Origin of the sequence: Colwellia sp. BRX8-4, from assembly GCF_014077345.1 — a bacterium.
In the GTDB taxonomy this organism is placed as follows: Bacteria; Pseudomonadota; Gammaproteobacteria; order Enterobacterales; family Alteromonadaceae; genus Colwellia_A.
Window position 1 is genome coordinate 76,981 of record NZ_JACGVS010000010.1, and the last position, 14,095, is coordinate 91,075.

At 38.4% G+C, this 14,095-nt stretch carries 10 protein-coding genes and 4 tRNA genes; 12 read left to right on the top strand and 2 right to left on the bottom strand.

From position 1 onward, the window contains the following. Window positions 1-39 precede the first annotated feature (39 nt). From H4J56_RS10280 to H4J56_RS10315, 8 genes are all read left to right on the top strand, one after another. Window positions 40-189: a hypothetical protein gene (locus H4J56_RS10280; RefSeq protein ID WP_182259288.1), complete on the top strand. Its 150-nt coding sequence runs from the start codon at window positions 40-42 to the stop codon at window positions 187-189. Next, entirely contained in the window at window positions 186-485 is a 300-nt protein-coding gene (locus H4J56_RS10285; RefSeq protein ID WP_182259289.1) for a regulatory protein RecX, read from the top strand. Before H4J56_RS10280 ends, H4J56_RS10285 begins: the two co-directional genes overlap by 4 nt. 44 nt (window positions 486-529) lie before the next feature. Beyond that, window positions 530-3,154 carry an alanine--tRNA ligase gene (gene alaS / locus H4J56_RS10290; RefSeq protein ID WP_182221823.1) on the top strand — a complete coding sequence of 875 codons (2,625 nt, stop codon included), beginning with the start codon at window positions 530-532 and terminating at the stop codon, window positions 3,152-3,154. A 412-nt stretch (window positions 3,155-3,566) separates the two neighbouring features. After that, on the top strand, window positions 3,567-3,776 hold the full coding sequence (gene csrA / locus H4J56_RS10295; protein WP_070375981.1) for a carbon storage regulator CsrA: 210 nt from the start codon (window positions 3,567-3,569) through the stop codon (window positions 3,774-3,776). Between the two features lie 343 nt (window positions 3,777-4,119). After that, window positions 4,120-4,211 (top strand) — tRNA-Ser (locus tag H4J56_RS10300). A 90-nt stretch (window positions 4,212-4,301) separates the two neighbouring features. Beyond that, window positions 4,302-4,378 (top strand) — tRNA-Arg (locus H4J56_RS10305). A gap of 94 nt (window positions 4,379-4,472) precedes the next feature. Next, window positions 4,473-4,549, top strand: a tRNA-Arg gene (locus tag H4J56_RS10310). Between the two features lie 178 nt (window positions 4,550-4,727). After that, window positions 4,728-4,804 (top strand) — tRNA-Arg (locus H4J56_RS10315). 770 nt (window positions 4,805-5,574) lie between these two features. Here the strand turns inward: H4J56_RS10315 and H4J56_RS10320 are convergent. Together H4J56_RS10320 and mutH are read right to left on the bottom strand one after the other, a co-directional pair. Further along, window positions 5,575-8,391 carry a diguanylate cyclase domain-containing protein gene (locus H4J56_RS10320; protein WP_182259290.1) on the bottom strand — a complete coding sequence of 939 codons (2,817 nt, stop codon included), beginning with the start codon at window positions 8,389-8,391 and terminating at the stop codon, window positions 5,575-5,577. A 237-nt stretch (window positions 8,392-8,628) separates the two neighbouring features. Further along, window positions 8,629-9,297 carry a DNA mismatch repair endonuclease MutH gene (gene mutH / locus H4J56_RS10325; RefSeq protein ID WP_310733524.1) on the bottom strand — a complete coding sequence of 223 codons (669 nt, stop codon included), beginning with the start codon at window positions 9,295-9,297 and terminating at the stop codon, window positions 8,629-8,631. Window positions 9,298-9,459: 162 nt separating this feature from the next. Here mutH and rppH point away from each other — a divergent pair, with 162 nt between their 5' ends. From rppH to H4J56_RS10345, 4 genes are all read left to right on the top strand, one after another. After that, on the top strand, window positions 9,460-9,966 hold the full coding sequence (gene rppH / locus H4J56_RS10330; RefSeq protein ID WP_182216909.1) for an RNA pyrophosphohydrolase: 507 nt from the start codon (window positions 9,460-9,462) through the stop codon (window positions 9,964-9,966). A gap of 112 nt (window positions 9,967-10,078) precedes the next feature. After that, window positions 10,079-12,355, top strand: a complete 2,277-nt coding sequence (gene ptsP / locus H4J56_RS10335) for a phosphoenolpyruvate--protein phosphotransferase (protein WP_182216907.1) — start codon at window positions 10,079-10,081, stop codon at window positions 12,353-12,355. Window positions 12,356-12,391: 36 nt separating this feature from the next. Further along, window positions 12,392-13,213, top strand: a complete 822-nt coding sequence (locus tag H4J56_RS10340) for a sulfite exporter TauE/SafE family protein (RefSeq protein WP_070375985.1) — start codon at window positions 12,392-12,394, stop codon at window positions 13,211-13,213. 48 nt (window positions 13,214-13,261) lie between these two features. Then, complete coding sequence (locus H4J56_RS10345) at window positions 13,262-14,095, top strand: thymidylate synthase (protein WP_182216905.1); 834 nt, start codon at window positions 13,262-13,264, stop codon at window positions 14,093-14,095.

Below are 14,095 nucleotides of genomic sequence, written 5' to 3' on the forward strand. Positions count from 1 at the left end.
TAAAATAAGCGGTAAAACGTCTTTAAAGGTGATGAATCATTGAACAAAGCTATCTTACATTGTTCGGTAGGTATCCTCTCTCGTCGCGAGCATTCTTATGAAGAGTTAATGCAAAAGCTCAAATTTCGTCAACACAGTGAAGATGAAATTACGCCAATCCTTGAATTTCTAATTAAAAAAACTATTTGAGTGACCAACGTTTTGCCGAATCTTTGTTTGGTAGCCGCCTTAATAAAGGTTATGGTTGGCTTTATATTAGCAATGAATTGGAACAAAAAGGTGTTTGCGATACTATTATAGTTGAACTGAGTAAAAATCAGCAAATTGATTGGTATCTTCAAGCCGAGCTTGCGTATAATAAACGCTTTGGCGAAAGTACAATTAAAGACCAAAAAGATAAATTAAAACGCATTCGATTTATGCAGTCTCGAGGTTTCTCTTCGGATGAAATCATGATATTGATTAAATATACTCATAGCGATTAAACGAATAAATTCAAGAATTAACTTTTCAGAGAGTGAACATTCCCATGATTAAAACTAGTGCACAATTACGACAGACTTTTTTAGACTTTTATGCTTCGAAGCAACATCAAATTGTTCCAAGTAGTTCATTAGTTCCAGGTAATGACGCGACGTTATTATTTACCAATGCTGGTATGGTTCCTTTTAAGGACGTTTTTTTAGGGGCAGAGAGCAGAAGTTATACCCGTGCAACCTCGTCGCAACGTTGTGTTCGTGCGGGTGGTAAACATAACGATCTAGAGAACGTTGGCTACACGGCGCGCCATCATACTTTCTTTGAAATGTTAGGTAACTTTAGTTTTGGTGATTACTTTAAAGAAGACGCTATACGTTTTGCCTGGGAATTTTTAACCGTCAAATTAGCCTTACCTAAAGAAAAGCTATTAGTGACTGTTTATGACAGTGACGAAGAAGCCTTCGCTTTTTGGCGTGACGAAATAGGTATTCCGGTAGATAAAATTATTCGTATCGGTGATAAGTCACCCAGTAAAAAGTACGAGTCAGACAACTTTTGGTCAATGGGTGATACGGGGCCATGTGGACCTTGCTCTGAAATATTCTATGATCATGGTGAAAATATTTTTGGTGGACCTCCAGGCTCACCAGATGAAGATGGTGATCGTTTTATTGAAATTTGGAACTTAGTCTTCATGCAGTACAACCGTCATGCTGACGGTACTATGGAAAACTTGCCAAAGCCTTCTGTTGATACAGGTATGGGCTTAGAACGTATTTCAGCAATAATGCAAGGCGTGCATAGCAATTATGAAATTGATATTTTTCAAGGCTTAATTAAAGATACTGCTGAGTTGTTACAGTGCAATGATTTAGAACATAAGTCTTTGCGTGTAATTGCCGATCATATTCGCTCATGTAGCTTCTTAATAGCCGATGGTGTTATGCCTTCAAACGAAGGTCGTGGCTATGTATTACGTCGTATTATTCGACGTGCCGTACGCCACGGTCATAAATTAGAAGCAAAATCACACTTCTTTCATCGACTAGTTGTTTCATTAGGTAAGCAAATGGGTGAAGCCTACCCTGAGCTTATTAGCCAACAAGCGGTTATTGAAAAAATATTACGTATCGAAGAAGAGCAATTTGGCCGCACCCTAGATCGTGGCATGATCTTACTTGAAGATATTTTAGCGAATCTTAAAGGCGACACTATTTCAGGTGACGATACCTTTAAACTTTATGACACCTATGGTTTTCCTGCTGATTTAACGGCAGATATTGCCCGAGAACGTCAATTAAAAGTCGACCACAATGGTTTTGACATTGCTATGGGACTTCAACGCGAACGTGCTCAGCAAGCAAGTCAGTTTGGTTCTAACTATAACGACCAGCTTAAATCTGATCACAACACGCAGTTTAAAGGTTATACCCGTAATGAATTCTCCGCAACGATTGTTGAATTATTCAATAACGAAGCGTCGGTTGCTGAATTAAAAGCAGGCGAGCAGGGCATTGTTATTTTGGACAAAACACCTTTTTATGCGGAGTCGGGTGGCCAAGCAGGAGACCAAGGCCTTCTTCATATTGATGACGGTATATTTGAAGTACATGACACCACTAAAATGGGTAATGCCTTTGCTCATAAAGGAATTGCTCGCGTAAATATTGGCTTAAATCGCCTAGTAAAAGCTGAAATAAATACTGAGCGACGCGCAGCTATCGTTAAAAACCACACGGCTACTCACCTTCTTCATGCGGCATTACGTAGCGTCTTGGGGGAACATGTTACGCAAAAAGGTTCGTTATGTGATGCTGAAAAGTTACGCTTTGACTTCTCTCACTTTGAAGGGGTTACCGCGCAAGAGTTGCAAACTGTTGAACGTCTAGTTAACCAAGAAATACGTAATAATTTGTCTCGTGAAACCAACTTAATGCAAATAGACGAAGCTAAAGAAAAAGGCGCTATGGCTTTATTTGGTGAGAAATACGACGATGAAGTACGAGTGGTTACTTTAGGTGGTTTCTCTACCGAGCTTTGTGGTGGTGTTCATGTTGAGCGTACTGGCGATATTGGCTTTGTTAAAATAGTGTCAGAATCAGGTATAGCTGCAGGTGTTCGTCGTATAGAAGCTGTTTCCGGTGAGTGTGCACTTGCTTTTACTGAGCAGCAAGGTTCAAACCTAAGCTTAGTTGCCTCAATGGTTAAATCTGATGTGGCGAGTATGCCAGGGAAAGTTGAGCAATTAATTAGTCGTGGTAAGCAACTCGAAAAAGAAATTCAAATCCTAAAACAGCAAGTAGCGGCTCAAGCCGGTTCTGATTTAATCAGTGAGGCTGTCGATGTTAATGGTGTGAAGGTACTTATTGCAGATTTAGCGGGTACCGAGTCTAAAGCGCTTCGCGGCATGATGGATGAACTCAAGAATAAAATAGGCTCAGGGATCATTTTATTAGGCACAGCATCAGACGGAAAAGTAGGTTTGATCGCTGGTGTAACTAAAGATCTCACTGGGCAGGTAAAAGCCGGTGATTTAGTTAATGCCGCAGCACAGCATGTCGGTGGCAAAGGAGGTGGGCGTCCAGATATGGCACAAGCTGGTGGCAACAAGCCAGAGAATTTACCTATGGCATTAGACACAGCGAAAGCATGGTTAATTGACCAGTTATCGTAATATTATAGTAAGCTAATATATTTCATTAAGGAGCGTTTTAGCTCCTTTTTTGTGGGTAAATCTTTTAAATAGTAAGTTAGGTTACTTAGCGGTTAATGCATAGTTAACATACGTCAACTACAATATTAATAATAACAAATAGTTATAATTATTTCCAAAAAATAACTTTATTGCTTGAATAAGCTTGCTAGAATGCCAATATTGGTTATAAGTGCAAAGTTAATAACTGATTATCACTCGTGGTAATAAAATCTTTGTAAATAGTGGTAAAACTGGGTCTTAGTGAACTTAAGTAACTATTTTTTACAAAGTTTTTAATTTTTATTATGTACTTTTACCAAAATTAAACTAAATTTATTACTAGCTTATAATTTTTTAGTGGACTGGCTTTTAAACATAAAGGATATTTAGGATGTTAATTTTAACTCGTAGGGTTGGTGAAACGTTAATGATTGGTGACGAAGTTACCGTCACTGTTTTAGGTGTAAAGGGTAATCAGGTTCGTATTGGCGTAAATGCGCCAAAAGAAATATCTGTTCACCGTGAAGAAATTTACATGCGAATACAAGCAGAAAAAACAGGAAGTGACAGTAGCGAAGCCGAAACAGGTAATAAATTTTAGCTTTGTTGAACACCTTCATTAAAAAAAGTCGGCAATTGCCGACTTTTTTAATGACTAATATTAATTTTTTTTAGCATTAATTTAGTGACAATAATCTTTTTGAGCTTGAAAAATAGCCTTGTTGGTTGAAATCTCGGCAAACAGATTTAAAAGTACAGAAAAATAGAAAATATTGTTGACTTATTTTCTCGATCCATTAGTATTCGCACCCACTGGAGATGTGACCGATTGGTTGAAGACGCTCACCTGTTAAAGGAGTATCTGGCTACTAGCCTGATAGAGAGTTTTTTCTAAGATGTATTTCAAAGTACGCATTAGAACTCAACAGTAAAGAAGTAAAAATGGAGAGCTGTCCGAGTGGCCGAAGGAGCTCCCCTGCTAAGGGAGTAACGGCTTTAAATCCGTTCGAGAGTTCGAATCTCTCGCTCTCCGCCATTACTTTTATTAAAGGTAACTGCGGTAAAAGTAATAAATGCAAAGCAATTTGCTATCTTTAGACTAAGATATAAAAAATAGTTCATGTGAGGGCGCGTAGCTCAGCTGGATAGAGTACCTGGCTACGAACCAGGCGGTCGCAGGTTCGACTCCTGCCGCGCCCACCACTTTTCTTTATTGAAATGTGGACTAAGCAAATATCATAGCTTATAAAATTAATAGATATTATCTTCAAACGAGATATTAAATAAGGTTTAATGTGGGCGCGTAGCTCAGCTGGATAGAGTACCTGGCTACGAACCAGGCGGTCGCAGGTTCGACTCCTGCCGCGCCCACCACATTTGCTGTAAAGCTGGAATAAACCAATCTTCGGATTGGTTTTTTTTCTTCTGGAATATAGCAGTTAAAAACTCAAGTATCATCCTTAGGAGATATTTTGAGTTGTTAAGCAAATACCAAAGCTTATAAAAATAATGGGTGTTATCTTTGAACAAGATAGTAAATAAAGTTTAATGTGGGCGCGTAGCTCAGCTGGATAGAGTACCTGGCTACGAACCAGGCGGTCGCAGGTTCGACTCCTGCCGCGCCCACCACATTTGCTGAAAAGCAGAAATAAACCAATCTTCGGATTGGTTTTTTTTCGTCTAAAGTAAAGTGATAGTGTATCGAACCTGCTGGAGAGACCGAGCATATAATAGCAGCTACGAAACTAACCGCTTCCGATCGCAGGTTCAACCCAGCCGCGCCCACCACATTTGCTGAAAAGCAGAAATAAACCAACTTTCGAGTTGGTTTTTTTTCGTCTAGATTTTGCCTAGAATAAATATTATATAGAAGAGTCGCTACGAAACTAACCGCTTCCGATCGCAGGTTCCACTCCTGCCGCGCCCACCACATTTGCTGAAAAGCAGAAATAAACCAATCTTCGGATTGGTTTTTTTTCGTCTAAAGTAAAGTGAGAGTGTATCGAACCTGCTGGAGAGACCGAGCATATAATAGCAGCTACGAAACTAACCGCTTCCGATCGCAGGTTCGACTCCTGCCGCGCCCACCACATTTGCTGAAAAGCAGAAATAGACCAACTTTCGAGTTGGTTTTTTTTCGTCTAGATTTTGCCTAGGATAAAGTGATAGTTTATCTAACCTGCTGGAGAGATCGATTATATAAGAGTCGCTACGAAACTAACCGCTTCCGGTCGCAGGTTCAACCCTGCCGCGCCCACCACATTTGCTGAAAAGCAGGAATAAACCAACTTTCGAGTTGGTTTTATTTGCCTGGAATTTGGTTTGTTCCGTCTGTAAAAAGTTAAAGTCGCTTTGGAGGAAAGCTTGCTAGATAAACAGGGTTTTTTAATATAGCTATTTTAAACGGATCTATTTCTGCCTTGCTTTTTGGCTAAGTATAAATTTTCATCGGCTTGGCCAATAAGCTTTGTTATGAACGTTATACGTTCAGACCTATTTTTCAGGGGTTCTACAAGTGAATTTACTACGCCTACGCTAATGGTAATATTTGATGATACCGCAGAGTGCTCATGGTTTATGCCTAATGTATTAATGGATTTTATGCAAAGGTCGGCAAAATTTTTAGCTTGTTGATGGTCAATTTCTGGTAATGCAATAATAAATTCTTCCCCGCCGTATCTAGCCAAAATGTCACCGCTACGGTGCAAGCAAGATAAAAGGTTTTGTGCAACCAGCTTTAAGCATAAATCACCAGCTAAGTGGCCATAATTATCGTTATACTGCTTAAAATAATCTATATCTATCATTAGAATACTAAAGTGATACTTATTTCGGCTTGCTCTTTTTATTTCTTCATCCACGAAATTTTGAAAGGCCCTACGGTTATTTATTCCAGTTAATTGATCTTTGTTTGACAGTAGCTCTAATGATAGATTCATCTCCTGCAGTTTTTGATTGGCAATTGACAAATCTGCCGTTCTTTTTTCGACAATCCTCTCTAGTTCTAAATGACTTTCATATAGTTTCCAAAAATTTTTGCGCTGTTTAATTTTTATGATACTGGTTGCTATGGCTTTTTTTATCCATGTTAAAAGCTTAAAAATAGTCCCTTTCCTGATCACTTTTATTAAAAGTAGTTTGATCTTTTGATTTGACTGGGCTAAACCGCACTTAACCTGAACTTCTAGTAAATATTCTCCAGAAGGAAGGGCTGAGTACATTATTGGTTCGTGTTTGGTTTTTCGCCAATTATCGTGAAATCCAACCAGTCGATAGTGATAACTAATGCTTTTTTCTTTCCACAACCAATAAGAACAAAGCATAATGTCGAGGTTCCAACTACCTTCTTCTATGGTTAATATATTGCCATCAAGCAGGAATTGGCTACTGCTCGAAACAGATTTTATCTCAGGTATTGGTGCTTGTATGGTATCAATTAATCTGGGTATTTCAATGACGTTTAAGCTTTCATTGAGACCACACCAGTAACTATCTTCACCTTTCCTCAATAGGCTACGGCTGGTTGTAAACTCCCAAAACTGACGTTCGGGAACATTATTAATAACGTACTTTGGTTGCCGACAATTGATGTCAAACAACTGCAGACCTTGCGAAGTACCAATGAGTATTTCATCTTGATTGTGCCATCGGCAGGTCCAGGCTGCGATAGAATCGCTAGACTCGAAAATTTCGGTGACTTGTGAGTCAATCATCAACAATAGTTTATTGTCAGCTGCTATCGCGTATGCACCCTCTTTATTAACGTTAATATCGTAGATGTTAAGGTATTTATTCTTTAATTCGACAGAAATGAGCGTGTTGTCATCGGTGTTATAGATCCACAGTCCTCGACCAAGTGTTGTAACAAAATAGTTATTTGTATCTTTCGGGACTATTGTGTAGATATAACTTAAGGTTTTTCCTAATGAATCATTGATAGGTTCAAACTTTTTACTGCTTGGATAAAATATGAATAAACCGTAAACACTGCCATATAGATAATTTTCTCCAATATTCTGAATACAACGTCCAGCACCAATGTTTTTGTCAGTAAAAAGTTGTACAGAAGAATTATCTGTCATTTCACAGATGGCTAGCCCTTCATTACAGGCAGCAAAGATTTTTAGCTGTTTGTCTTGGTAAATATCCCAACAAGTTAAGTTTTTTAAGCTGCTTATTTCACTCTGTATCGCATCATTTTGCGATGAAAGTGAATAACTATGGCCTGTGCCTCCAATAAGAATGTCTTGTCCATTTTGAGCCAGTCGAAGCGTTAGTATTGATGTAGCTTTTTTAGGTACAAACGTTCGAATATAGTCATTCAAAGCTGGATACTTAATTAATCCACTGAAGTCGGTAGTAGCCCAAAGATTGTTGAATGAATCGTAACAAAGATCGGTGATTTTTGCGGTGGTAAATAGCGTCTTTCCTTTTTTCCAAATGTAATCGTGCTTTATTAGTTCGTATACACAGGTTTTCTCTGCAATGATCATATGATTTGAATGAGGAAACAATATACGGACAATCATTGACTCTATATCAGGGAGTTGGATATGCTCTTTAAGTTTTAAATCAAAATCTAAAATGATGATGCTCTTGTTATTAGCAATGAGAAAGCCTTGCGTCGATGCACTAATATGGTTCGCCGAGTTAAAGCTCTTGGTGTATTGATTAATAAGAGGTCGAATCATTTCATTTTGGTACACCCAAATGCCTGACTGTGACATTTGAATAAGAATAGTTTGATCTTTGCTTTTAACAATACTGAGTACGCCTTCGCCGGAAACGTCAAGGCTTACTTTGTTCAATTCATCTGACTTGCTATTCCATCGATATAGCCCTTTGGCGCATCCTAATAAATAGTGGTTGTTATCAATAGATATCGCGCATTGGCACCAACCAAGGCCAAGGTCAACTGTATTAAGATCAACGATGGATTGATGGGTTTCAGCGTTTATAATTGAAATGCCTAAATCTGAGCAGGCTAAAATAGTATCTCTATTTGAAGTAACTGAACGTTGACCGTGAGTTAAAAGTCCTGAATGTTGATTAAGAATTTCAACGTGTTCACCATCATATATAGCTAATCCATTAGGTGTGCTTAGCCAAAATTTTCGGTGAGAATAACACAGACTATGTATTTGTTGTGATGGCAGTCCTTCAAGGCGGGAGATATTCTCGATTATTAAAGAAGGCTTAAGGGGGAGACTATTCATAGAATGACCATAGTATATTTCAGATAAGCCTTATAACGTATTCTTTCAAAACCAGTAACAACGAAATGAATCAACGAGTAATAAGATCAGTACCTGTAACAATAGTTTAAATTTTACTTTTTAGCATAGATAAGTTCATAAATTCAGTAGTTAAAGTAAATCAGTCAATTAATAATTACCTGATGGTTTGTGTATTTAAGATAAGTTTCAATTGAAATATGAATACCGCAGATATCGTTAATCAATACGCAAATGATTACGTAATAACATGTGTGTAAAAGATGTTTTTAAATAAAAGCCACGAGGCAGTGTTCGAAAGGGCTCGCCGTGTTTATTAAAGGCTTGTGTTTTAGCTTGGCTATTGGCCGCTTTGGGGCGAAGTTGTAACACTTGGCCATGTTTTCCTGAGATGTTTTCTACTTCACCTAATACAATCATATCGGTAAGCTCTTGCCAGTCTAGGGCGAGTAATTGTTCTTCTTCATAAGACGGGGACCAAATAAAAGGGGTGCCAACTATACGCTCGCCTATTGGTATATGTCGTTCAGAAATTACCGGTACCCATAAAACACGCGCCATTTTGTTGCGTATATGGCTGGTTTTCCAACTAGCCCCTACTAAGCCAGTCAAAGGTGCAACACATACAAATGTTGTCTCTAAAGGTTTGCCTTGCATGCTAATGGGTAACGATTTTAATTCAATACCTAAATGTGGAAAGTCAGGTTCAGGTTTTGACCCCGCACTAGCGCCAAGAACCTGCTCAAGTAAAAGACCTATCCAACCTTTTTCTCTCGTTAAATTCTCAGGGACTACTACGCCTGCTTGTTCAGCTATTTCAGCTAAATTAAGTCCAGCAAGCGCTTGCGCTCTTTTTAGTAAATCATCTTCGTTAGTAGGGATATTAATTTTAATGAGTAAACTCTTTAGTCGTGACTTTTCTTTACTCAGTATAAAGATTCATAACTTTTGACGCTATGGTCTAGATAAAATAAAAAATTAATTAATTGCCCGCAAGCCCATATTATGGAAGAATCAAGATATATTTTATGAAAGTTATTGGGAATTCCTTTGATAGATGCCGAAGGCTATAGAGCTAATGTCGGCATAGTCATAATCAATGATAGAGGACAAGTATTTTGGGCTAGGCGTTATGGTCAACACTCGTGGCAATATCCACAAGGGGGGGTTGATGAGGGAGAAACAGCAGAAGAAACCATGTACCGAGAATTACACGAAGAAGTGGGATTAAAACCGGAACATGTCAGTATTGTTGCTTCGACCAAACACTGGTTGAGATATAAATTACCAAAACGTTTAATTAGGCATGAAAGTAAACCTGTTTGTATTGGGCAAAAACAGAAATGGTTTTTACTTAAGCTAACTTCAGAAGAGTCTGCGGTTGATTTACTTCACTCTGATCATCCAGAGTTTGATGATTGGCGTTGGGTAAGTTACTGGTACCCAGTGCGTCAGGTAGTGTCTTTTAAACGTGAAGTTTACCGTAAAGTGATGAAGGAATTTGCTCAGGCGTCTATGCCTTCTTATCGCCATCAAAACCGTAAACGTCGTAGTTGATTATTATTATGTAGCAGTTTTATACGACAAAACAAAATGTATAATATACCCGTATCACTTAAAGATGACCCTATATCTTAAAGTGAACGGGCATTTTTATTTAAGGAGCCGTATGTTAACTATCCTACGGAGAATTGTTCTAGAATTTAGCCAAAACGCTGAACTCGACAGTGCATTACATCGTATGGTGGAACAAATAAAAGAAACGATGAATACTGACTGTTGTTCAATTTATCTTGCTGACCACCTCAAACAACATTTTTTATTGGTTGCCTCTGACGGTTTGGCAGAAGGTTCATTAGGTCAAACAACCATCGGTTTTACTGAAGGCTTAGTCGGTTTAGTTGGCCAGCGAGAAGAACCACTTAACATTGCTAATGCGCAAAACCATCCTCAATTTATTCATGCCCCTGAAGTTGAGGAAGACGAATTAAATGCCTTTCTGGGGACCCCCATCATTCATCGACGAAAAGTGCTGGGCATACTGGCGATTCAACAAAAAGAGGCTAGGCATTTTACCGAAAATGAAGAAGCATTCTTAGTTACCTTATCAGCCCAATTAGCTACTTCATTGGCCAATGCTGAAGCTAATGTGTTAATCACAGAGCAAGATGCTAATAGTCATTGGACTAAAGCATTACAGGGTGTTGCTGGCTCCTCAGGGGTAATGATTGGTGAAATGTTTGTTGTGTATCCAGCGGTAAGTTTAGCTTCTGTTTCTTTACAACGAACTAAAACCCCAACGCTAGAGTTACAATTTTTTGAAGAAGCCGTGGCGAAAACACGCATAGATTTTGATTTCATGGCCAGTAAGTTACAAGGGATTATTGCGGAGAGTACTTTAGATATTTTCGATATGTATAAGCAATTATTAAATAATGCAAATATTACTAAAGAAGTTACCCAGAAAATAATATCAGGTTGGACTGCTGAAAGTGCTTTAAAACAAATCATTGATAGCTATATTATTCAGTTTGAAGCCTTAGATGACCGTTATTTGCGTGAAAGGGCCAGTGATATACGCGATTTAGGTAATCGATTATTACTTAACTTAAAAAAACTAAATATAAAAGAGCAACAACTTCCACGAGAATTTATACTAGTTGCTGAAGAAGTAACGGCAGCTATGCTTGCACAATACCAGCACCAAGGCTTAAAAGGTGTAGTCTCGCTTCAGGGCTCCAATAATTCTCATGCTGCTATTTTAGCAAGAGCACTAGGTGTGCCAGCGGTAATGGGTATTGAGAAAATTTCGCTTAGTCGATTACACCAGAAGAACTGTATTGTAGATGGCTTTAGTGGTGAGCTTTTTGTTCAGCCTAATGAAGCCTTACAACGTGAATATCAACACTTAATCACTCAAGAGATATTACTCGCCGATAAGGTTAAAAAAGTAGCGCAATTGCCTGCTATTACCAAAGATGGTCAAACCATTGAGTTGCAACTTAATGCTGGGCTTTCATCAGGGTTTGAATATTCAAAAAATTCAGGTGCTGTAGGGATCGGTTTGTATCGTACTGAAATTCCTTTTATGAACCGCAGCTGCTTTCCCTCTGAGTCAGAGCAAACTGAACTTTATCGTCAAGTATTAAGTGCTTTTCCTGATCAACCTGTAACTATGCGTACCTTAGATGTTGGTGGTGACAAGTCGTTACCCTATTTTCCGATAAATGAAGATAATCCATTTCTTGGTTGGCGTGGTATTCGCATTACACTTGACCATCCTGAAATTTTTCTCTTACAAGTACGAGCAATGTTGCGAGCGAATGTTGGCTTAAATAATTTAGAGATTATGTTGCCGATGATTTCAAGTACTTTAGAGGTAGACGAAGCAACTCGCTTAATCAATCAAGCTTATTATGAACTGTCTGGTGAACTTGATTTTATCGGTGAAGAAAAGCTCACTCGTCCAAAAGTTGGTATAATGATCGAAGTGCCAGGTATTATTTATCAATTGCCTGAATTAGCCAGTAAAGTTGATTTCTTTTCGGTGGGTAGTAATGATTTAACTCAATATTTATTAGCAGTTGACCGAAATAATGCCCGCGTATCAGCGTTATATAATTCATATCATCCAGCTGTTTTAAGAGCGCTTAACCATATTGCTGAACAATCAGCTCGCTCATTGGTACCCTTGAGCCTATGCGGCGAGCTAGCCAGTGAACCAGCAGGCGCTTTATTATTATTAGCGATGGGGTATGACAAATTGAGTATGAACGCGCATAATATCGCAAAAATTAAATGGGTGATCCGCCATGTTGATTTTCATCAAGTAAAAATGATGTTGGCGCATGTGTTAACCCTTTCTACATCCAAACAAGTACACAGTTATTTAAATGAACAACTTGAACAATTCGGTTTAAGTAGTTTCGTACGTGCCGGTAGGTAATGTATCCGGTTAATTTAACTTAAAAAGCAGTAAACAATGTTATTAAGTATCTTTCTAATTTGCGTGTTACTCGGCTCAGTGGTCGGTTTCTCTGCTGGTCTTTTAGGCATAGGTGGCGGGTTGATAATTGTACCCGCTTTGGTGTATTTATTACCGCAGCTAGGGATTGAACCGAACTTAGTTATGCCAATGGCGCTTGCGACCTCGTTAGCCACTATTGTTGTTACTTCACTTTCCGCGGCGTTAGCTCATCACCGTAATAGCAATATACCTTGGCCACTTGCTAAGCAACTCATGATGGCGATTGCATTAGGATCGTTACTTGGCGGATTTATTGCTGATATGCTTTCTGTTGTTGCACTAAAAAATACTTTTGCTATTGCTGTTTTTTTACTTTCGTCTTATATGTTTATTGCTATAAATCGAGCGAAGAAAAATAAATTAATTAATCACAATGATGATGAAAAACTACCCAAAAATATCATTGTTAAAGGTATTGGCTTTTTTACTGGTATTTTAGCAAGTCTAATGGGCATTGCTGGTGGTGCTATTCTAGTCCCGATATTAAGTTACTTTAAAGTCCCTCTACGCCAATGTATTGGTGTTGCCACGGTCAGTGGTATGGTTGTGGCCATATTTGGTGTTAGCGGCTATGTGATTGCTGGTTGGGGAGAAGAGAATTTACCCAAATATAGCTTAGGCTATGTTTATTTACCTGCCTTGCTTGGTATCATTATTACGTCTTCTCTTTTTGCCCCAATAGGTGTTAAAGCGGCGAGTAAGCTACCGGTTGGTACTATCAAGAAAGCATTTGCGATATTTTTGATGCTAGTAGCAGTTAAAATGATATTAAGTTAGTACAATAGCGTTTGTTTAAAATTAAAATTTTTTAGAGAAGGAAAGACAGTGAAAGAATATTTAGATCTCATGCGACATGTTCGTGATAACGGCGTACAAAAATCAGACCGCACAGGTACAGGCACCAAAAGTATTTTTGGTTATCAAATGCGTTTTGACTTAGCAAAAGGCTTTCCACTGGTCACCACTAAAAAATGTCATCTAAAATCAATTATTCATGAATTATTATGGTTTATTAAAGGTGAGTCTAATATTGCTTACTTAAGTGAGAATGGCGTTAAAATTTGGGATGCTTGGGCAACAGAGTCGGGCGAACTAGGGCCTGTATATGGAGTACAGTGGCGTAATTGGCCATCAGCCAATGGCGAAACAATTGATCAACTTACACAATTGATTGATGATTTAAAAAATAACCCAGATTCACGACGTCATATTATTACCGCTTGGAATCCTGCATTATTACCTGATACATCTATAAGCCCTGCAGAGAATGCTGCACAGGGCAAGCAAGCATTACCCCCGTGCCATACGCTTTTTCAATTCTATGTACTCAATGGCAAGCTGTCGTGTCAATTATATCAACGCAGTGCCGACATCTTTCTAGGTGTACCCTTTAATATTGCAAGTTATGCACTATTTACCATGATGATCGCCCAAGTCTGTGATTTAGAGCTAGGTGATTTTGTTCATACTTTCGGAGATGCTCATTTATACTCAAACCATATGGAACAAGTTGATGAACAACTAAGTCGCACTCCGCTACCTTTGCCAACTATGAAAATTAATCCTGAGATAAAAAGTATTTTTGATTTTACTTTTGAAGACTTTGAATTAGTGAATTATCAATGCCACGCTCATATAAAAGCCGCTATATCTGTCTAA

Excerpts from the sequence above, each read along its gene's own strand:
- H4J56_RS10320 (WP_182259290.1), bottom strand. The coding sequence starts at position 8,391 with ATGAATAGTCTCCCCCTTAAGCCTTCTTTAATAATCGAGAATATCTCC.
- csrA (WP_070375981.1), top strand. The coding sequence starts at position 3,567 with ATGTTAATTTTAACTCGTAGGGTTGGTGAAACGTTAATGATTGGTGAC.
- alaS (WP_182221823.1), top strand. The coding sequence starts at position 530 with ATGATTAAAACTAGTGCACAATTACGACAGACTTTTTTAGACTTTTAT.
- ptsP (WP_182216907.1), top strand. The coding sequence starts at position 10,079 with ATGTTAACTATCCTACGGAGAATTGTTCTAGAATTTAGCCAAAACGCT.
- H4J56_RS10340 (WP_070375985.1), top strand. The coding sequence starts at position 12,392 with ATGTTATTAAGTATCTTTCTAATTTGCGTGTTACTCGGCTCAGTGGTC.